The organism is Paenibacillus sp. sgz302191, from assembly GCF_057749925.1.
Map to the genome: position 1 here is coordinate 364,690 of NZ_JBYLHY010000003.1, position 20,662 is coordinate 385,351.

A 20,662-nucleotide genomic window follows, 5' to 3' on the forward strand; every position below is an offset into this window, starting at 1 on the left:
TTGACAGTGGCTGAAGCCGGTTTATAATTAGACATAAAACGCCATTCATCACAAATGGCGCCGGATTCGATGGAGGCTGCACATGCGCAAAATCGTATTTTTTTTGGGCCCTGCCGGAGCGGGGAAAACGACGCTCGCCAAAGCGCTTGCGGCCAAGCGCCGCGCGGCTTTTTTCGATATGGACACCTTGCTCAGACCTGCCGCGGAAACGGTCATGACCTTGTCGGGGCGGGACCCGAACGACCGGGATTCGCCCGTCTACAAAACCTACTGCCGCGATTTGGGCTACCGCATCACGATGGACGCCGCACTGGAAAATGTGCAGCTCGGCGTGGACGCTTTCGTCGTCGGGCCCTTCACCAAGGAAACGGAAGATCCCTTGTGGCTGGCGAACGAACTCGCCCAAGCGGGAATGTCGCCTGACGATACGGACGCTAAAGCGGTATTCGTCTTTCTCCCCGACGAAGAGTCGTACCGCAGGCGCATTCAGGAAAGAGGGCTTGTCATCGACGTGTGGAAGCTGGACAACTGGAGCGATTTCAGCCGCTCTCTCGTCCGCCGGGATATCCGGTGGAAGCTGCCGGCCTCTTCCATTCTTTATTTCGATAATTCGGGACCGCTGTCCCCGGACAAGCTTTCGGCAGTCGAACGGTTTGTTTACGGCGCTGAAGACGGGACAAATTGATAACCGGCGATCCGGTCTTTATAATGAAAGAGAGTGCAGGTCTTGACGTTCACGAATCTTTCAAATTAAGCCGGAGGTGTTGAGGTTGTCGGGAAATACGGGAATTAAAGCGGTAAAATTGGAGATGGACGCCGGCGGGAATCCGTTTGTCGTGCATGCGGCTTTGCTGTGAGACGAGAACGAAACGATCCTTGTGGACACGGGCATTCCCGGTCAACTGGACCTTATTCGCCGTACGTTGGCGCAGGAATCCGTCCCTTTCGAAAAACTGACGAAAATCATCATCACCCACCACGATTTGGACCATATCGGCAGCTTGCCCGATTTGATCGCGGCTGCGGAAGGACGGGTGGAAGTGCTTGCGCACGAGCTGGCGAAGCCTTACTTGTCGGGGGAAAAGCCTTTGATCAAGAGAGGAATCATCGTGCCGCCTTCAACAGTTGATGTCGCTTTACAGGACGGCGACGTGCTCCCTTATTGCGGCGGCATTCAAGTCATTTTCACACCGGGCCATACGCCGGATCATATCTCTTTGTACCATATACCCAGCAAAACGCTTATTACCGGGGATGCGCTGACATCGCTTGACGGTGTGCTCATGCCGCCCAACCAGGCCTTTACGCCGGACATGGAGACCGCACTGCAATCCGTAGCGAAACTGCTCGATTTCGACATCGAAACCACGATCTCCTACCACGGCGGCGTATGCACGGAGCGGATCAAGGAACGCCTCGCCGAAATTGCGAGCGGAGCAGCCGGCCAATAATCCCGGCCGACAAAAGACGCCTTCAGTACCACTGCGCAAGCGGGACTGCGGCGTCTTTTTTTGCGGGAGCGTCCGCGTCCGCGGTGCGCCCGAGCTTGCGCTGCGGGCCGCAGGGGCCGTCGGCCTCTTGCTCGACCGGCTCGGCCCGCGGGGGCAGGCGGCCTCTTGCTCGACCGGCTCGGCCCGCGGGGGCCGGCGGCCTCTTGCTCGACCGGCTCGGCCCGCGGGGGCCGTCGGCCTCTTACTCGACCGGCTCGACCCGCGGGGGCCGGCGGCCTCTTGCTCGACCGGCTCGACCCGCGGGGGCCGTCGGCCTCTTGCTCGACCGGCTCGACCCATGGGGGGCCAGCGGCCTCTTGCTCGACCGGCTCGACCCGTTGGGTCGGTCGGCCCCTCGCTCAACCAACACGGACCATGGCGACTCTCCACTCTCCCTCTCGCTAAAAATCACCGGCTACGCGCAAAAAGCCTGCAAAAGTGCAGGTTTCTGCGCTTGAAAGGCCCTGCTTCGAACAATTCCTGCAAATGTGCAGTTTTTTTCGCCAAATTTCTGCCTAAACCCCCTTGTGCTCGGAAATTCCTGCACTTTCGCAGGCTTTTCCTCCAAAAGTGCCGCCACCTTAGAAAATTCCTGCACTTTTGCAGGTTTTGTGGGCGGCCAAGCCGCTCCACAAACGGCCGCACCGTCTATGCGCGGCAAAAATAATCATCCCGCGGGTGTTCCGTAGGGATGATAGGTGCTTTAGCTCGGCACTCGATACCCCTTGCTCACCCCCTACTCGCCCCCCACACGACGCTCTTTGCATGTTACCTCCTACTCGATGCTCTACCTACACGCCCCCCCCTGATCGACACTCCCAGCATGTCACCCCCTACTCGATGCTTCCTGTATGACACTCCCCAGCCCACCTGCTCGACGCTCATTACACCCTCTGCATGTCCCCACCACTCATGCCACCTACACGACACTCCACGCTCGACGCTTCCTACATGACACTCACTAGCACGCCCCCCTTACATGATTACGCAGCCGGACGCTGAGTGCTTTTCCCCCGCCCCAATGCTCGCTCTACTTTGCCTTCCATCGCTTTTTTTGCAATAAAGCCGGCTTGTCTGGCGTCAGGGGCTGCTGGTGGGACAGCCCTATTAAATTTTTCGCAAGATTTGCGGAGGGAAGTAGTCTCATAGAACTAATTTTCTGTTAATATAGTATTGATCTTGGATTTGCAACGTGAAGGGAGCCCCTTATGAGGTTTTTAATAAGCAAAAATCAGTGGATTCGATACGCGCTGTCCGGGATGATTTCGCTATGCATTTTCATCGGGGTGTATCAATTGATTACAGCCGAGGGAGCGGAATATAACCCGCGTTTTGTTTTAATGCGGCTGGAAGATATCGGTCCAGGGGGCTACTACGCAACGCCGGACGGTTTGGGCAAGCTGAGGACTGTTTTGGAGTTTTTGCAACAGCAGCACGTTCATTACAGCTTGGCGGTTATCCCCAGGTGGCTTAATTTTTCGCAGGACGGCTCACGTTATGACCGATCTTTGGATCAGATGGATCTGCCATATATACAATCCTTCAACAAGCTCCTGTCACAAGCGGTTCGAAACGGCGCAGCCCTGGGCATGCACGGATATACGCATCAGGCGGGCGAAACGCGCCGGGACGACGGTCAGCACGCTTCGGGGCTCGGCAACGAGTTCAACGTAACCGGGCTGCCGGAAACGGCGACAACGGCATTCGCCGAAGAGCGCGTGAACGAAGGTCTCCGCATTTTTCAGCGTGCCGGCTTTGCTCCCGAATTTTGGGAGGCTCCCCATTATCATACGGTTCCGGAGCAGGACCGGGTTTTCCGGGCTTATTTCGGCCTGCTTTATCAGCCGGACATGAAGCTCAACCCCGACCCTCCTGCCGCCCAATACGAAAACGATGCCAACACAGGATACGGCGCTCCATCCCTGGGGTCTGTCCACGTCCCGACACCGATGACCTATATTGCCGACAATAAAAACGAGAATGTCATTTTAAAGCAATTAGGTAAAACGAACCGGATCAATTCATTTTTTTATCATCCCTTTCTTGAATTCAAATATTTGGTTCCGGTTGTCGACGGCAAAGGATCGCCCGTTATCCGGGACGGCTTGCCCGAGTACAAATACCCGGCGGAAAATAAAAGCACGCTCCAAAAGCTGCTCGTCCGACTATCGTCCTTAAATTATCAATTTTATTCCATTCACGATTATGTTCCCTTCACTCCGGCACAGCGCGTCGAGGTCGGGCACGACCAACCGGCGAATTTGCAAATTGGAGATGTCGCCGGAAGGGGCCAGGCGGATATCGTTGCATGGAATCGGCAATCAGGCCAAGTTATGGTGACGAGCGGTCAGTTTAATACAGCGCGGAACGCAGTCCAACCTGCGCCGCAAGCATGGGCGACGATCGCTTACGCGAACGGCGCCGCATTGACGCTTAACGGCACGAACGGCGTCAGGAAAAAAGGGCTGTGGGTCGTTCATCCGAACGGCAAGCTGGAAAGCTATGCTTCGGACGGGGGGAAATTCGTTCTCAACCGCACATGGACGATTCCGGCCGAACGCTGGACGGCTTTGAACGAGCTGCGGATGCCGGGCGGCGACTGCGTGCTGGCCGGACTGTCTCAGGATCAAAAACGGCTGTTGGGGGTTTACGTGCACAACGGAACGGTGAAACCGATCAAACCGTACCTGTTCAAATCCGATTCAACCAAGGAATTATTGGTCAGAAACGGGAACAAGACAGGAGGGCAGTCCATTTTTATAGGGAAAAAAGATTCGTCACAAGGATTACAGATCGATTTTGACCCGGCGGCCATGGAGTGGAAAACGAAAAAAACGCAATTGAATATCCCGACCGATTACGGTCAATTGCGATTCGGCGATTTCAACGGGGACGGCAAAGAGGATATTTTGCGGTGGGACCCGGCTCACCTCAAAACGGCCGTGTACCTCCAGACGGACGATAATGAGTATAAGTTTTTATCCTCGTTCGGGCCTTGGGGAAAGGCGGACGGGCGCATGGTTGTTGCCGATTTTGATGAAAACGGGAAAACCGATGTGGCGATCATCGGAAATAAAGACGGCTTCATGGACGTAGCCTTGTCCTTTCAAAGCAAAGACCAATGACGGCCCGACCCGCATGTGGTCGACCGCCGTCATGCGACGCCGCACCATGTGCCGGGAGCTGCGCCTGGGAGTTGCGTGCTCCCTCCCTCTTGCGACGCCGCTCCGCGCGCCGGGAGCTACTTCGCTTTCGCGCGTTTATCGGCTCTGTAGGCGTCGAACTGCCGTTGAATCTCGGTGATGACGTGTTCGATGCCTGCGTCTTTGAGCTTCGCTCTAAATTTTTCCATCGTGGGATCCCAGTCGACATTCGCGTCATAAAGCCGGGGCAAGTACTCCGCTATGATGACGTTCAGCTGGGCGATCTCGGATTTGATCGGCGCCAGATCCGGCACGAAGCCCAGCGTCGGGGAAGCCGCCGCTTCCTTATCCCAGTTGCGCAGCTGTCCGGCATATTCCGGCGAAATGTATTTGCTGAAACGCTCGAATCGGATATCGTTCCACGCCCAGCTGATCGGATTGTACCGGTGCTCCGGGGCTATCCCGTCATAGTCGATGGCTCCGTCTTTCAACCGGTAATTGACGCCCTCGATTCCGTAGCTGAACAGGTCGTAGTTTTCCTGGCTGCTCCTAATCCAGTTGACAAAAGCTACCGCTTCGTTCACGTGCCTGCTGGTGGAAAAAACGGAAAGAATGTTATCCGCTCCAGTGAACATGTATTTCGGCTTTTCCGGGTGCAAATACACGTTTTCCAGCTCGCCGTCCGGGTTCGCCGCTTTGAAAGCATCGATTCGCTCGGTCTGCTTCAATACGACGCTCCACGTAGTTGCGATATGCCCTCCGTTAAAAGCCGCCTCGGGGTCCGGGTACTGCGAAGTGTCGGATGGGCCGTAAGGAATGTACCCCTTATGCTGCCATTCGTGCATTTTGCCCATGATGCTGCGGAAAAAGTCCGATTCATACGTGTTTCTTACCTTCAACTGCGGATCCGCCGGGTCGATATATACGGGAGCATTGAGGTAACTGCCTGCAAAAAAAGCCACATCGCCGTATTCCCTCAGAAGAAACCGCCCCGTGTCGTAAAAGTAGGGCGTAATTCCCGGCTCGCTCTTGGCAATCGTCTCCAAATACGCATCCATATCCGCCGCCGTCCTGATTTCGGGCAGGCCGTATTTTTTTCGCAAATCGCCCCTGATTTGAACAAAGCTTTGAAATTCGGAAATCGGCATCACTCTTGGAATTCCGTAAATGCGGCCGTTGATCGTAACGCCTTGAAAAGCGTAATCGGGCGTGTTTTGGACAATTTCGTGCCCATAATGAGCCAGGGCGCCGTCCAAAGGAGCCAGCACTTTTTTGGAAACAAAATCGGAAATGTTGGAATAGGCGGTTAAAGCCACATCGTACGGTTCGCCGCTCGCCGCAATGAGCCATTCTTTATTCCAGTATTGATCGTACGGGATAAAGGTGAATTCCAGCTTGATAGGCAGGCCGTCCTTGGCCAATTTCCGTTCGACCGCCTCCATCACTTCGTCCTGGGCGGCGGGCTTTTCAAGCGGCAGCAGCAGTTTGAGCGTAGTCGGCTGCATAGCCGGGTGCACCTGCTCCATAGGAGGTTGGCCGCTGCCTCTTTGCGCATAGCGGACTATGGCGGCGGCTGCAATCGCAACCAGCGTGAACAAAAGGGCAGTATACATGATTTTCTTCATCCGAGTCTCTCCTTCCGCCTATTTGAAACCGTTCCCACGAAGAATGGCTTCAAGGCTGCCCGCCTAATCGTCTCCAAGGAGTCTGTCCGACGGAGTTACTGTCATTGTGCATACATATACCTTCTACCTGGTTCATCGGACAGACTCCAAGCTCCATTCTAACTCATGGCCGCGCTTAATGAAACCGTTCTCTCGCCCCGCCGGAACAAGGGAAACCGCAGCGGCCCCGTAACGGGACTGCTGCGGCTGCTCATCAATGCGGGCCGGCGTTCGCTTGAACGAGGTTCGGTACGCTGCCGGCCGAATCCGGCGTGTAGCTGTATGGGAACGGAAGCGAGCCCGGGAACGAAGCGCCCGCTGCCGAAGTGCCGGTGGTCGCATTATAAGTATTATTCCGCTCGTAGAACTTATAGGGATCGGAGGAGCTGTCAAGACCGATCTGATTGCTCTGATTCGTTTTGTAGAAGTAATTGCTTTCCGAATAAATGACGCTGCCGCTGCCGATCTGGTTGGCGTTGTACTGCGCTTGCGAAGAGCCCTGCGAATTCGTTCCGCTCGGCGTCGTACTGTTGTCGAAGTAATTGTTGTACAGATGGACAAATCCGCGCATGAGCGGGCGCCCTTTCATATACGGCCCGAACCAGTTATGGTGCATCGTGACGTGCAGCTTGTTGCCTCCGTTCGTATAGGAGTCGCTGGCATTCGAGCCTATCACCATCGCAATGCGCTCCGACGCCAGATCCTGATAGCTGCCGGAAATCCAGCTCCACTTCGGATTCGGATTCATGTTCATCCAGCTCGCCGTGAAATAGAAATGGCAGTAAGACACGGTGACATTGTCGGATTTTTGCGAAATGACCATCAGGTCGTCGCTCGTATTGTAGATCGTGCAGTGATCGACCCACACATTGGTGGTACGGCGGAACGAAAGTCCCAAATAGTTGGTGCCGATGCCGCCGGGCACAATTTCCGATCCGCTCAAGTTTTGAAGATCGGCGATGTTGCCGTAAAACGTAATGTTTTTGATCACGATATTTTCAATGTTCGTGCCTGTGGGCAGCAGCTCGCCGCTGAATTTCAGCTGGATGTTTTGCAGCACGGCTCCACCGCCGCTGGCGCCCTCGATCGTCGTATTGTTCCAGTCCGTGCTCGCAAAGGTCAGCGTCGTCAGCTTCGGTCCGCCATAAATATTGCCGGAGATGATGATATGATGCTTTTTGTTGTTAAAAGCATTTTGCAGCTCCGCCAGCGTCTTGACCGTAACGGCGGCTTCCGTGGAACCCGTCGCGGTCGAATACCCTCCCGTGTTCGAAGCCGCCTCCGCCTTCGGTATTTCCAGATTCGGGAGCGACACCGACGACAGCAAAGCAAAACAAACCGTCACCATCGTTAAAACAACTGCCGACAATCTTTTCAAATGCATGAAATTCCCTCCTTGATATTTTTTTATAACGAAAACACCACGAATCCTCCCCGCAGTGCCAGGGCCATTGAAAGAGAATCGTGGTGTCTTGTTATCCGGGACCTTACTTTTTCCCGACCGCAGCAGCAGCCGTATAGCGATCATATTGAGCCTGACGGCCCTTGATGACATCCTCGACGCCCATGCTCTTCAGCGTCTTGATGTATTTGTCGAATTGATCGAGATTTTCCTTGCCGGTAATGAACTTGATGTTCATTTCGTTCACATACGTCGTGACATCGGGCATTACCGTATTCTCGGTGTTGGCCTCTTCTTGCAGCGCGTAAACGAACGGGAACGGAGCTTTGATATATGTCTCCATCTCTTTGTCGATTTTGGCGTGCCAGGGAGCAACCAAAACATCTGTCGCCTCAACCGATTGCTCAATGGGCAAATTGACCGGATTAATGCCGAACTTCTGGATAAAATCGTTGTCTTTGCCTTTTTCGGTAAACTGTTTTTTCCCGTCGACGATATCGTAGGTTTGGCCCTTGAGGCCCCAGGCATAAATTTCTTTGGCTTCGTCGCTGCTCGCATAGTCCAGAAATTTAAAGGCAAGCTCCGGGTCCTTGGCATTTTTGGAAATGCCGAAAATGCCCGTGATCGGATTTCTGCCCAGATAGAATTGATCGCCGTGAGGCCCTTTCAGCGGCGCGATGCCTTTAATAAGCGGGGTGTTCGGGTCATAGTCCTTGAACAGCTTACTGTATACCATCGACGTATACCAACTGAAATTGAAGGTCACCCCCGTCAAATTTTGCGAAATTTTCGAAGTAATTTGGTCGGAGGTCGTGCTGGCAAAATCGGATTCGAGCAGCCCTTCTTTATAGAGGCCGTTCAGGTAAGCCAAATATTCCTTATAAGCCGGTTCATAATAGGAATAATGCACCTTGCCGCTGTTGTCGGCGTAAAAATTATTCGCCAAATCAAGGCCGAATGCCGGACCGAACGCATTCCCCAGCATGTTCGGCTGAACGGAGAACGGAATTTCGTCCTGTTTGCCGTTGCCGTTCGGATCGCCGGTCTTGAATTTGCGCAGCATGTCGGTGAATTCGTCGAGCGTTGCCGGCTCTTTCAAGCCGACTTTATCCAGCCATCTCGTGTTGACCATGAACGTCGGCATGTAGTTTTTGGTCACGGCGAGCTGCGGGATGTAGTAGATTTTCCCGTCAGGCGTCGTCAGACTCGCCTTTAGCACCGGATACTTCGCGAACAGCTTCTTGATGTTCACGCCGTATTTATCGATGTATTCGTTCAGCGGCTTGAACAGACCGCCCTGGATGTTCTTCATCGTCTGATCCTGATCGAGCTGGTACACGATGTCGGGCAAATCCGCACCGGCGGCAAGCCGCGGCTTGATCGCGTCGTTGTACGTGGACGGCGGAAGCAGTTCCCAATCGACGGTTACGCCGGCCCGCTTGCCGATTTCCTGCACGATGGGAGCCTGCTTCAGATCGACGTTGTTCGTCCAGGCGTTCGTCGCCAAAATTTTCAGCGTGCCCGGCTTGTCGGCAATAGGCCCGCTCCCGGTATAAGTGAACGCTGCGGATGACGCGCCTGTCCCCGCATCCGTCTGCTTCGCGCCGCCTCCCGGGCTTGCCGCCTGATCGGCGGCGCCTCCTGCCGTGCAGCCTGCGGCGAGAGCGGCGGCAAGCGCCGGGATCAGCGTCAAACTCGCTGCGCTCTTTAGTCTTTTTCTCATCTTTCGTGACCCTCCTTAAGATGGCTAACCTAACGCTTGCGCTTTATACGGCAAGGATGCACTGCTACCCTTTTACTGCCCCTAACGTGATGCCGCGCACAAAATATTTTTGAATGAAAGGATAAATCGCAATGATCGGCACGATGCTGACGACAATCGAGACGTACCGGACTTGCAGCGTCGAAACCGCCAGCGCCTTGGCCGCCGTTTCTCCGCCCATCTTCTGCATAATTTCCGGCGAAGCCATAATGAGCACCCTGCGGAGAAAAATTTGCAGCGGCTGCAGCTCCTGCTTGCCCAAATACAACAGCGCGCTGAAAAAGTCGTTCCAATGCGCCACCGCATAATACAGCGTAAGCACGGCAAGCGTCGGCTTGGCAAGCGGTATCGCGATGCGGAACAGCAGAGTGAAATCTTTGGCCCCGTCCATATTAGCGCTTTCAAAAATTTCATTCGGGATGCCCTCGAAAGCCGAGCGCAAAATCATGACATTGAACGTGCTGACGAGGACGGGAAGCACCATCGCCCAGCGCGTATTGTAAAGCCCGAGCTCCGTAATGACCATATAGAGCGGGATGAGTCCCCCGGAAAAATACATCGTAAAAGCGATGTAAAAATTGAGCTTTCTCCGCAAAAAAAACTTCCTGCGCGACAGCGGGTAAGCCGCCAGACAAGTCGCGACGATGTTGAACAGCGTCCCTATGACCGTATACCAGATCGTGTTGTAATAAGACCGCCACAGCTCCGAATAGCCGAGCACCATGCGGTAGCCGTCAAAGCTGGGATCGACGGGCAGCAGCGTGACCAGCTTGTTGTCGATCGCCTCCACGGAGCTCATCGATATGCTGACGACATAAATAAAAGGGTACAAAGTGACGATAACGGCGATAATGGCTATACCGTAGACAAGCGCATAAAAGCTCCGGTCCGTCCAGGATTTAACCATAACGGCCTCCTTTCCGCGAACACCCTACCAAAGCGACATATCGTTCACACGACGGCTCATCTGGTTGGCGAAATAAACGAGTATAAAACTGACGACCGAATTGAACAAGCCTACGGCCGTGGCGAACCCGAAGTTTTGCGACTCGATCCCCTGCCTGTACACGTAGGTGGAGATCACATCCCCCGTTTCATAGGTAGCCCCGTTGTACAGCAGGTACACTTTCTCGAAATTGACGCTCATAATGCCGCCGATGGACAGCAGCAGCAGGATGACGATCGTCGGCTTCAGGCTCGGAAGCGTGAGGTGCCACACTTCCTGAAATTTGTTCACGCCGTCGATTTTGCCGGAATCGTACATGTCCTGATCGATCCCCATGATCGCGGCAATGTAAATGATCGAGCTGAAACCGAAGCTTTGCCATATGCCGGACACCGTAAAGATCGGGCGGAACCATTCGGGAGCCATCATGAAATTGATTTTTTCCATGCCCAGCTTCACAAGCATCGTATTGACGATGCCGTCCGTCGGCGACAGGAAGTTGATGATCATGCCCGCGACGACGACCGTAGAAATAAAATGCGGCAAATAAGTGACCGTTTGGGCAAAACGTTTGAATAGGCCCTGTTTGATTTCCACAATGCAAATCGCAAACAAAATCGGAATGGAGAACCCGAAGATCAGCGGGTAAAAAGCGAGCAAAAAGGTGTTGCGCATAAGCCGCCAAAAATACCGCGAATTGACGAACTGGATCAGCCATTTGAAACCGACCCATTCCCCTCCGAATATTCCGTGCCCGGGCGTAAAATTTTTAAAAGCGATGAGAATGCCCGGCAACGGCAAATAACAAAAAATGAAGTAATAAAGAAACACCGGCAAAAACATCAAAATAAGCAGCTTATCCCTGCGGATCAGCTTGATGAGGGGCGTTGTCCCGTTATCCATTGCGTTCAGCTCCTTTCTGCACCCTACAGATTGAATTGTAGCAAATGGCCGGTCCGGCAAAAATCCAACATTTTTTCGATATGTATCACTTTTTTACGGATGTTCGCAGTGCAGCGGCAGCAAAAAGACCCCTATGCTGTCCGGGTTTTGTCCCGGCTGGCAGGGGGTCTTCGCATTCAAAGGCGGCCTCCGGGCGGAGGCGTCTCTGCAGCCATATATTTCGGAAAAGCAACATAAACTTTAGTTCCTTTGCCCGCCTCGCTTTCGATTCGCAGCCCGTACGGCTGGCCGAAGCGGATCTGGATCCGGTCGTGCACGTTTTTTAACCCGTAGCCGGTCGTATTCATCGTCAGCACTTCGCCCGCCAGCTCCGGGCTCATGCCCGGCCCGTTATCCTCGATAGCGAACTCCAGATCATCGCCGGCAACGTATCCGCGAAGCAGAATGCGGCCTCTCGCGCTGCCTTTTCTCAGCTTGTCGATCCCGTGCTCGAGCGCATTTTCGAGAATCGGCTGAAACACGAGATTGATCATGTCGTACCGCAGCAGCGCCTCGTCGACATCGCACACGAAATCGAAATTGTTGTTATGCATAATCAGCTGAATGTGCATATAATCCTTGGCATTGTCGATTTCATTTTTCACGGGAATGAAGCTGCGCCCTTTGTTCAGCACCGTACGGTAAAAGCGGGAAACGGTATTCGTAATCCGGCTGATTTCCATCGCGTCGATTTGCAGCGCCTTCCAATTAATAATCGATAGCGTGTTGTACAAAAAATGAGGATTGATCTGCGTTTGCAGCGCTTTCAATTCAGCTTCTTTTTGCGTGATTTTGCTTTGATACACTTCTTCGATCAGCGTATTGATGTTGTTCAGCATTTTGCCGAACCGGTTCGTCAGCTGCCCGATTTCATCGTGCGAACGGCTGGACACGTCGATTTTCAAATTCCCGTTCTCAACGATAAGCATCTTCTTGTTCAAATGAATAATCCGTTTCACAAACGTATTGGAAAACATCCAAATAATGAAAAACAGCACGGCCAAACAAATGACGGCGGTAAGCGCCGCAGCGCTCGCGATGCTTTTGGCATCGACGGATATGCCGTTCTTCGGCGTAAAATAAACGAGCTTCCAGCCCGGCTCCGGGATGTCCTCGGCAATATACATATATTCGGTCCGGTCCAGCGAAAAATAGCCGATTTTATCGTGCAAATTTTGCGACAAAACGGAAGATTCGTCCACCCCCGGGCTCATGCGATTGCTTTTGGACAAAACCGCTTTCCCCTGCTTGTCGGCAATGAGCACGCCGTAGGCATCCGCTTTGATCTCGTCCAGATCTTTGAACATGCTGTCCGCGTCAATGCTGAGAAACAGAACGGCCGGAGCTTTCCCTCCGGACGGCGCATTGTCGCCGGCAAACGTGCGGGTGGCAAACAGCTTGCCGTTCACGATATTCCACTGCGTTTGTTTGCTGCCGGCCTGACGGGCCGCCCACTGCAAATCATTCGTCAGCTGAAGCGGCAAAATGTATTCCCCGCGCAAAATATTCGGATTGTCCGTAAACACGGAAATCTGCAAAATATCTTTGTTGAAATCAAGAATATTGCTGAAAAAGGGGTCGACGTAATCACGGTACAGAACGGGAAAGTCACCGTAATTATCGATAAAAATTTGCTTGAACACGATGTTTTGCGTGATTGAATTAATGATCGACTCGTGCTGCTTTGTCCGGTAATTGATCGTCTCCGCAATCTGGCTGACCGAACCGTCGAGACTTTGCTTCGCCTGCTGAAGCAGGAGACGGCTGGCCTGATAATAGGAAAACGCGCCGAGCACGATAACCGGAATGATGGACACGACCATATAGGAAATGAACAGCTTCTGCTTGAACCTGAGATTTTGAAAGTAGGTCAAAAATGTGCTCATATCAGCTCTTCGTCTCTCTGAATTTGGCCGGACTGATGCCGTAATGGTTTTTGAAAATTTTGCAAAAGTACGAATCGTTCATAAAGCCTACCTGCGCACTAATATCGGCAATCGTCATATTCGTGCTTTTGAGCAGCTCCCCGGCCTTTTGCATGCGGACGAGCGTCATATATTTGATCAGCGTCTGCCCGACTTCCTTGCTGAACAAATAGCTTACATACGTCTGCGTCAAATACACCTTGTCGGCGATCCACCTCAGACTGATGTCGAACATATAATTTTCTTCAATCAGCTTCAATATGTCTTTGATGACTTTTTTGGTAAATTCCGGGCCGCGCTCGTCAGACACGCGGTTCAGCATGCTCATCACGGTCAGCAGCCGCTGCCTCGCCTCGGCCAAGGATCTGGAGCCGAATATGTCCTCCACGCAGGCACGAAACTCGCTGCTGTCCGCTCCCCCTGCCCTCTCCATTATTTTTTTGGCCAACTCGACGCACATGTATTTAATGTAAATGGCCGAATGCTGCCCGCTGCCGTCAACCGTTTTGAAAAAAAGCTCGACCCCTTTGCGAAAGCCGAAATCGTCTTTTGCGTCCAAATGCCAATAAATCGTATCCATCAGCTTCGGAATCGCATCCGTCAGTTCTTCTTTCCCATGAGTTTCATCCATGTACAGAACCGTGCTCGCCTGAAAGAAAAACTTGTATTCCAGCAAGTGCTCCATGCGTTCAAATTGTTCCGCAAGCTGCGGGGCCTCTTGTACCGGACTGCCCATGACGAGCGTGACCCGCTCCCCGTACGATTCCGTTATCCGCTGCTTCAGCCTGCCGCCCAGAAGATGCTGCTCTTCCCCGTTCAGCTCGCCCTCTTCATGCAAAATGAAGAGCAAGCTTTGGCTCTCGTTCAAGTTCGCATATTCGAACGGGGCGGCGATGAGATCCCGGACCCGCTCTGGGAAGTCGTCATGCTTGACGTCAAACACGTTATTGTCAAAATCGACAAGAATCATTTGCGTCCGCTTATCGCTGAAATCCATTCCGGCGTACGCCAACCGCTCGGCGAGCTGGGCGGATGCACGCTTACTGTCGATCATTTCGAGCAGCACGGTTTCCTTGGTCTGCTCCTGCTCTTTTTTGCACAAATCGATGACATGGGTAAACTCCCTGACGAAATCGTGAACGTCAACCGGCTTGAGCAAATAAGAAAAAATGTTGTAATGAATGGCCCGCTGGGCGTATTCGAACTCGCCGTAAGCGCTGAAAATCATTATTTTCAGCTCCGGAAAACGTTCTCTGGCTCTGCGGCATAATTCCAGGCCGTCCATGAACGGCATTTTGATATCCGTGAACAAAATATCGATGGGGCGGGCTGCTAAAATGTCCAGCGCCTCTTCGCCGTTCTCGGCTTCCGTCACCGCAAGCGGCAGCTTGTATTTGTTGATCAACAGCTTGATGCCTTCTCTTTCGATGTATTCGTCGTCTGCAATGAGAATGTGAAACAACGTCACTCCCTCCGATGCTCCATTTCCAGGCAAGCCATGACGAAAGGCGCGAAACCTTTGGGATCGTCCCGGCGTACGGGCTCGCTAATATAATAGGCGTACGAGCCGTCCCGGTAAGGTGTTCCGCCGAGCCCGGCGACGCTGCATATTTGATTCACATGCAGACTGCCGTCCGAATCTTCTTCGACGCAGCGGTCCAGCAAGCCCTGGAACCCTTTGCCCGCAGCCGCAAACGCGGATTCGCTTAAATATCCTTTTCTTGCGCCTTTCGCCAAGGCGTAGACGAACATCGCAGATCCCGAAGCCTCCAAATAGTTGCCTTCCCGGCCCCCGTGATCCGCCACTTGATACCACAATCCCGACGCCTCATCCTGCACCCGGACAATCGCCTCCATCAAGCGGTAAAATATCCCGATCACGATGCCCCGCTTCGGATGATCGGCCGGTAAAAAGTCGAGAACGTCGACAATCGCCATGACGTACCAGCCAATGGCCCGGCTCCAAAAGTGCGGCGAGCAGCCGGATTCCTTGTCGGCCCAGCGCTGCTCCCCGCTTTCGTCCCAGCCGTGATACAGCAGCCCGCTCTTCGAATCGCGCGCCACCCGTTCCATCAGCAAAATCTCGTGCGCCACATCGTCAAACCATTCGGCCGCGCCGAACGTCTTGGCATACTGCGCAAGGAACGGAGAGGTCATGTACACGCCGTCCAGCCACATTTGGTACGGGTATATTTTTTTGTGCCACAGCCCGCCTCCGCTCGTCCGCGGATGGCTTTTCATCTGCGTCATCAGCAGCTCCAGCGCATGGCGGTACCGCGCATCGCCGGTCTGCTCGTCAAGCACGAACAGCGCTTTTCCTTGATTGATTTGATCTACGTTGTATTCTTCCAGGCGATACGTGTCGATGCGGCCGTCCGGCCCGATAAATAAATCCATATTTGTCCGGATATAGTCGAAATAACGGTCATCCTTCGTCTGCCGCCAGACGCGTTCGATCGCCGTCAGCATGCAACCGTTTTCATAATTCCAGCATCTTCTCCTCTGAAAAGGCATATCGGATACCAACGGATACTGCCGTATGAATGAATCGGTCATGCGTATGGACCAAGCTTGAGACATCGGGTACATCTTCCTTTCTCGTCAATTGTTCTCTGCACAGCCTGTACAAACCATTGTAGCAGACATCCGCATATTCGCACATTCCATATTTCTTCGATACGTATCACTTTTTTGCGTTTGCCCCTGCAGCCGTTTCTATCTTTTCTTTCACGGAAATTTGCAAAAAAAGCATAGTTATTAATCCAAGCATTCAGAATGCTGCGTTCATATAATGACTGCGAAGGTACATTTAATAAGGGGTGATTCGTAAATAACGTTCTGGACACAAACGGTTAACGACATCGCACCCCTTATTCTTTTTTGCGTAAATGTACCGATCAAACCATTTTGAAAAGGGGTGACTGGATATGGCATTTTTAGGCGGCGGTTACGGTGGTTACGGCGGCTACGGCGGCGGTTACGGATGTGGAGTCGGAGTCGGTACTAGCACAGCAGCGATTCTGGTTCTGTTCATTCTGCTGGTTATCGTATTGACAACTTTCTCCTGGTAAAAAAGCGTTAATAGCCGGCAGCGGCCCAGCGTCGCAGCCGGCAGCCAAAAAGCAATCCGGCGGCATTCCGCCAAGGATTGCTTTTTGCGCTTGATGCGGCATTGGTACGAGCGATCCATTGTCATGGCCTTTTTTTCCAAATTGACGAATAAATCCTGAACAAGCAACAAATTCTAATCGCAAATGTGTTTGGCGGAGGATTCTAGCGATGACGATTAGGCTGCGCAAATGGCTGGCCGGCAAGTCCCCGATGATCACTGAACCCGATCTTGAAATCGAAGAGAAAGAATTAGATGCAGACATTATCCGAAATGAATATTTCATAAAAAAAGAGTTTCAAAAATGTTCGGATCTGGTTTGTCAATACATTCAACATCCGGGTGAGACTCAAAAGCAATTCATTGTTTATCTCGAATCGTTAGTTGACGACACAAAATTGAAAGAACAAATCTTCAAGCCCCTGGTTGGTGAACATCATCCAATTGCGGCACTAACGGAACTCTGCGACGGAAATGCTTTTCAGACAGATATTAAGATCGCGGCTTCGAAGTGGCCGGATATTATCCGGCTTGTCCTGCGCGGATATGCGGCCGTGTTTACCGACGGTCAGACTAAAGCTGTCTGCTTTGCAACAAACAAAATCATCCACAGATCCATTGAAGAGCCCACATCCGAACCTGTTATTCGGGGGCCAAAAGAAGGCTTTATCGAGAGACAATCTGTCAACGTGAGCCTGCTTCGCAACATCATCCGAACCCCGCGTCTTAAAATGGAGGCTTTCACCGTAGGCGCACTAACGGAAACAAAGGTGCTGATTGCTTATATTGAAGGACTCGCCGATGATTCTGTCGTAAGTCAAGTGCGGAATAAAATCAGATCCATTCGCATCGACGGAGTATTGGAATCCGGTACGATCGAGGAACTTATTATAGGCGATAAATTCCCCATTTTTCCTCATGTGCACATCACGGAACGGCCGGATGTCGTGGCTGGCAGCTTGCTGGAAAAAAAGGTTGCCATACTGGTCGACAATACGCCTTTCGTTATGATCGTACCGATCACGTTCTGGACCGGTTTACAGGCAAGCGATGATTACTACCTCCGTTACCCGATAGCTACGTTCTCGAGATGGATTCGTTTTATTTTTCTGTTTATCGCCATTTTTGCTCCTTCCCTCTTTGTTGCGGTAACGTCCTATCACCAAGAAATGATCCCGACAAGCTTGCTGCTAAGCATCGCTTCGGCACGGGAGCCGGTACCTTTTCCCATTATGATTGAGGCTCTATTGATGGAAATTATGTTCGAAGCGCTGCGTGAGGCAGGCATCCATTTGCCAAAATCTATAGGCCAGACAGTAAGCATCGTAGGTGGTCTTGTCATTGGGCAATCAGCCGTGCAAGCGGGCTTTATTTCGGCGCCCATCGTTATTGTCGTATCGACAACGGGTATCGCCGCTCTTCTTATCCCCCGATTTTCTTTTTCAAACGGGGTCCGATTGTTGAGATTTCCAATTATTCTTTTGGCGGGATCGTTGGGCCTATACGGCGTAGCACTCGGTTTTCTGGGCATTTTGCTCTATGTAGTTCAATTGAAATCGTTTGGCGTTCCTTACTTTATGCCGATCGCGCCATTTTCGTTAAGAGCCTTTAAAGATGTTTGGCTGCGGACTCCCGACAACAAAGGTACCGGCATCTCCGCACCTTCTCACGAAAAGGCCGTCGAAGCTGCGCGGCAGGAAGGAAGTGAGAATAAGTGAAGCCATGGATAGCGATCGGGGCGCTGCTGCTTTTACTGCTGAATACAGGATGCTGGGATCGAAAAGAAATCAATGATCTCGGGCTCGTCATGGGAACTGGTATGGACTTGACGGAAAACGGCAAAATCAAGACAACGATTCAGATCGCTGTTCCCGCACCCTCTTCCCAGACATCGGGAGCCGGAGTTTCGAAAGAAGCGGACCGATTTTTTCTGATTTCGGCGGTTGGCAAAAATGGAACCGATCTGGAACAGAAACTTCAGCAAAAAATGTCCCGCACCTTGTTCTTTGCGCACCGAAGCGTCATTTTGATTGGGGAATCCTTGGCCAGACAGGGACTTAGAGACATTCTCGATGCGTTTTCCCGCCAACCGAGAAACCGTTTGAATGTATATATCTTTGTCGTTAAAGGAAAAAATGCGGAGGATTTGCTCAAAGTCAAATATCCGTATGAATTGGTGCCTGCCGAAGCCTTGAAGGAAATGGAACTGCTGCGGGGGGAAGGGACGGCTGTCACTATGCGCGATTACATGATTGCTTCGGAAAGCGAAGGCATGAGTCCGACCGTAGGGGTTCTGGAGCCCGATCATTTTTACAGATCAGGGCAGGCGGGAGAGGACAAGCTGTTCCGCATCAATGAAACTGCCGTATTTAAATCGTCTAAACTGGTCGGATATTTGAACAATGCCGAGACGCACGAATTTCTTTGGTTTAAGAAAAACAAAAAGACGGATAAAATTTCCGCTGATTTGCCTGACGGCGCAGGAAATGTCGGATTTATCATGACAGACAGCCAAATCAAAATCGATGCTGCCTCAAGCGGGGAAACCTTAAAATTTCATATCGATCTAAAAGGATCGGGGGATGTGATTGAAAACAATACCTCGCTTGATATTAGCGAGCCGAAAAATATCGATATGGTCAAGCAGGCTCTGGAGAAGCGGATTCAAACAAATATGAATGCGTTTTTACGCAAAATACAAACCCAGTTCAAGACAGATATCGTAGGGTTCGGGCTGCAATTAAACAGGAAAAACCCCAAAAAGTGGCGCACCGTTGAAAAACAATGGGATCGATATTTTGAAACGGCAGATATATCCGTATCCGTAAACCTCACCATAAAAAACACTGGAGCAATTGGCCCTTCGCTGCAGCATAAAGAACAGGAGATTGTGAAATAATGTTAATTTTGGCCGGATATGTGGCTTGTACGGCCGGATTCACGATTTATCAGATTCGCCGTTTATGGAGCCGGGGCGACAAACGGGAAGCCGTCGTATATGCGTTATTGATGTCCATTTCCGCAATTGTAGGCTCCCTTCTCATTGCTGGAATCGATGTTCCAAGCTTTGTAATTCCTTACAAAATCGTCTTTGAATCTATCGGCAAATCGATATTATCGCCCTAGCTTCGAGACTTTTGCTTTTATCGTATCTATGGCAAGCAGTACGATCGGCAGAAAACTTTGTGTAAAGAGAGCCAGTATCGGATATGTAAACGTAATCCAGGACTGAAATTCAGCCGCATTTTTGAAAATCCAAAGCGAGCCGACAGCCGATAACAAAGTGACCGGAACGACAGTTTGCCGGTAATTGCGAATACCGAACAATTGGCTCGTACTTAAACAAAACATGAAGAGCAGCATACAAACCTTGACATAAATGCCAAGAATCCAAATGGATACAGCAATGGCTTCAAGCCTTTCCAAGGGGCCAATGATCGTTGTGTATTTGATCACATTCAAAAAGGCAAACTTCAATCGGGAGGTGATCGGCCCCAATATCATGACCGTCATGACGTTGATGACCATAATTAATACAATGACTCCGCCTAGCGATGCCATCAATGTTTTGCGAACGGGTTGCGGCTTCTCATTCAAGTAAGGCAGAAAGAAACCGAGGAAGAAAAATTGGCTCATCCAAGCGGATGGGACGATTGCCCCTTTAATAACCGGAATCACCCCGTCCCCAAGAACCGGGGTCAAACGGGCAGGATCCGCATCCCGGAAGGAGAAGATAAAGACAGGGATAAGCAGGGTCAGGATGATCAGAAAAATGACCTCATTGCACCTCGCAATGGACTCTATCCCAGAGATCACGGCAAGGCCGCACAGCGCGAGCAAAGAGACCATCAATACTAGGGGAGGTGTATACGTCAAGAGAACGGTATTAAGAAACCCGGCATGTTCGTTTACAGTACTGGAAATGAAGAAAAACAAATAGTACATAAAATAAAACCCGAGAAGTTTCCCTATCCACTTGCCGCAAATCGCGGATGCGTACTGAATGATCGACAGACCGGGATAACGAACCGCCAGGGCGGTCAGCGCGTAGATGTTAACGATCCCGGTAATGGAAGCAGGGATAATGGATATCCAGGCATTTTGCTTGGCGAAGGATACCATAATCCCCGGAACGGATAAAATGAGCGTAGAGACGATAAAGGTAAAAAAAAGCAGGCTGAGCTGATAACCGGATATTTTTTCATTTATTTGCACGTATGTGTAGCACATCATTTCTTAATGGACTTTTCCTATTATTCCCTTGGAAAAGCTGATTTAT

At 51.7% G+C, this 20,662-nt stretch carries 16 protein-coding genes; 7 read left to right on the forward strand and 9 right to left on the reverse strand.

What is annotated here, in order from left to right; translation table 11 throughout:
- Positions 1 to 82 precede the first annotated feature (82 nt).
- From AC3G2T_RS06560 to AC3G2T_RS06570, 3 genes are all read left to right on the forward strand, one after another.
- A complete protein-coding gene (locus AC3G2T_RS06560) occupies positions 83 to 685 on the forward strand; it encodes an AAA family ATPase (protein WP_488434927.1) in 603 nt (200 codons plus the stop codon).
- A gap of 187 nt (positions 686 to 872) precedes the next feature.
- Complete coding sequence (locus AC3G2T_RS06565; RefSeq protein WP_488434975.1) at positions 873 to 1,451, forward strand: MBL fold metallo-hydrolase; 579 nt, start codon at positions 873 to 875, stop codon at positions 1,449 to 1,451.
- A gap of 1,247 nt (positions 1,452 to 2,698) precedes the next feature.
- Complete coding sequence (locus AC3G2T_RS06570; protein ID WP_474679596.1) at positions 2,699 to 4,615, forward strand: DUF2334 domain-containing protein; 1,917 nt, start codon at positions 2,699 to 2,701, stop codon at positions 4,613 to 4,615.
- A 116-nt stretch (positions 4,616 to 4,731) separates the two neighbouring features.
- On the opposite strand, the gene AC3G2T_RS06575 is transcribed toward AC3G2T_RS06570, so the two are convergent.
- From AC3G2T_RS06575 to AC3G2T_RS06610, 8 genes are all read right to left on the reverse strand, one after another.
- Positions 4,732 to 6,258 (reverse strand): ABC transporter substrate-binding protein, encoded by a 1,527-nt coding sequence (locus AC3G2T_RS06575; protein ID WP_488434928.1) that lies wholly within the window; start codon positions 6,256 to 6,258, stop codon positions 4,732 to 4,734.
- Between the two features lie 253 nt (positions 6,259 to 6,511).
- The gene (locus AC3G2T_RS06580; RefSeq protein WP_488434929.1) at positions 6,512 to 7,681 is read right to left on the reverse strand and encodes a pectate lyase family protein; all 1,170 of its coding nucleotides are present in this window, start codon (positions 7,679 to 7,681) and stop codon (positions 6,512 to 6,514) included.
- A 103-nt stretch (positions 7,682 to 7,784) separates the two neighbouring features.
- A complete protein-coding gene (locus tag AC3G2T_RS06585; protein ID WP_488434930.1) occupies positions 7,785 to 9,422 on the reverse strand; it encodes an extracellular solute-binding protein in 1,638 nt (545 codons plus the stop codon).
- A 64-nt stretch (positions 9,423 to 9,486) separates the two neighbouring features.
- Entirely contained in the window at positions 9,487 to 10,368 is an 882-nt protein-coding gene (locus tag AC3G2T_RS06590; RefSeq protein WP_488434931.1) for a carbohydrate ABC transporter permease, read from the reverse strand.
- Positions 10,369 to 10,392: 24 nt separating this feature from the next.
- Positions 10,393 to 11,310: an ABC transporter permease gene (locus AC3G2T_RS06595; protein ID WP_488434932.1), complete on the reverse strand. Its 918-nt coding sequence runs from the start codon at positions 11,308 to 11,310 to the stop codon at positions 10,393 to 10,395.
- A gap of 176 nt (positions 11,311 to 11,486) precedes the next feature.
- Positions 11,487 to 13,235 (reverse strand): cache domain-containing sensor histidine kinase, encoded by a 1,749-nt coding sequence (locus AC3G2T_RS06600; RefSeq protein WP_488434933.1) that lies wholly within the window; start codon positions 13,233 to 13,235, stop codon positions 11,487 to 11,489.
- A gap of 1 nt (position 13,236) precedes the next feature.
- Positions 13,237 to 14,742 carry a response regulator gene (locus AC3G2T_RS06605; protein ID WP_488434934.1) on the reverse strand — a complete coding sequence of 502 codons (1,506 nt, stop codon included), beginning with the start codon at positions 14,740 to 14,742 and terminating at the stop codon, positions 13,237 to 13,239.
- Positions 14,739 to 15,854: a glycoside hydrolase family 88/105 protein gene (locus tag AC3G2T_RS06610; protein ID WP_488434935.1), complete on the reverse strand. Its 1,116-nt coding sequence runs from the start codon at positions 15,852 to 15,854 to the stop codon at positions 14,739 to 14,741. The genes AC3G2T_RS06605 and AC3G2T_RS06610 overlap by 4 nt, the downstream gene beginning before the upstream one ends.
- Positions 15,855 to 16,201: 347 nt before the next feature.
- Between AC3G2T_RS06610 and AC3G2T_RS06615 the strand changes: the two genes are divergently transcribed.
- From AC3G2T_RS06615 to AC3G2T_RS06630, 4 genes are all read left to right on the forward strand, one after another.
- Positions 16,202 to 16,345 (forward strand): sporulation protein YjcZ, encoded by a 144-nt coding sequence (locus tag AC3G2T_RS06615; RefSeq protein ID WP_488434936.1) that lies wholly within the window; start codon positions 16,202 to 16,204, stop codon positions 16,343 to 16,345.
- Positions 16,346 to 16,553: 208 nt separating this feature from the next.
- Complete coding sequence (locus AC3G2T_RS06620) at positions 16,554 to 18,101, forward strand: spore germination protein (protein WP_488434937.1); 1,548 nt, start codon at positions 16,554 to 16,556, stop codon at positions 18,099 to 18,101.
- Positions 18,098 to 19,282 (forward strand): Ger(x)C family spore germination protein, encoded by a 1,185-nt coding sequence (locus AC3G2T_RS06625; protein ID WP_488434938.1) that lies wholly within the window; start codon positions 18,098 to 18,100, stop codon positions 19,280 to 19,282. The genes AC3G2T_RS06620 and AC3G2T_RS06625 overlap by 4 nt, the downstream gene beginning before the upstream one ends.
- The gene (locus tag AC3G2T_RS06630; protein ID WP_488434939.1) at positions 19,282 to 19,509 is read left to right on the forward strand and encodes a hypothetical protein; all 228 of its coding nucleotides are present in this window, start codon (positions 19,282 to 19,284) and stop codon (positions 19,507 to 19,509) included. The genes AC3G2T_RS06625 and AC3G2T_RS06630 overlap by 1 nt, the downstream gene beginning before the upstream one ends.
- Here the strand turns inward: AC3G2T_RS06630 and AC3G2T_RS06635 are convergent.
- Positions 19,498 to 20,616 carry a GerAB/ArcD/ProY family transporter gene (locus tag AC3G2T_RS06635; protein WP_488434940.1) on the reverse strand — a complete coding sequence of 373 codons (1,119 nt, stop codon included), beginning with the start codon at positions 20,614 to 20,616 and terminating at the stop codon, positions 19,498 to 19,500. The two genes, AC3G2T_RS06630 and AC3G2T_RS06635, sit on opposite strands and share 12 nt — an antisense overlap.
- Between the last annotated feature and the right edge of the window lie 46 nt (positions 20,617 to 20,662).